Annotated in this window: 2 tRNA genes; both read left to right on the forward strand. The window is 58.2% G+C overall.

What is annotated here, in order from left to right:
* Nucleotides 1-2 precede the first annotated feature (2 nt).
* Nucleotides 3-78 (forward strand) — tRNA-Gly (locus E4487_RS24345).
* A gap of 45 nt (nt 79-123) precedes the next feature.
* Nucleotides 124-199, forward strand: a tRNA-Glu gene (locus tag E4487_RS24350).
* Nucleotides 200-201 lie beyond the last annotated feature (2 nt).

Below are 201 nucleotides of genomic sequence, written 5' to 3' on the forward strand. Positions count from 1 at the left end.
ATGCGGGAATAGCTCAGTTGGTAGAGCACGACCTTGCCAAGGTCGGGGTCGCGAGTTCGAGTCTCGTTTCCCGCTCCAGATTTTCGAAATGCTGCTTCGGCAGGGTTTCAAACGAAGTTCCAGGTCCCCTTCGTCTAGTGGCCTAGGACACCGCCCTTTCACGGCGGTAACAGGGGTTCGAGTCCCCTAGGGGACGCCACT

It is taken from the genome of Pseudomonas sp. BMW13 (assembly GCF_013357275.1).
Classification (GTDB): domain Bacteria; phylum Pseudomonadota; class Gammaproteobacteria; order Pseudomonadales; family Pseudomonadaceae; genus Aquipseudomonas; species Aquipseudomonas khazarica.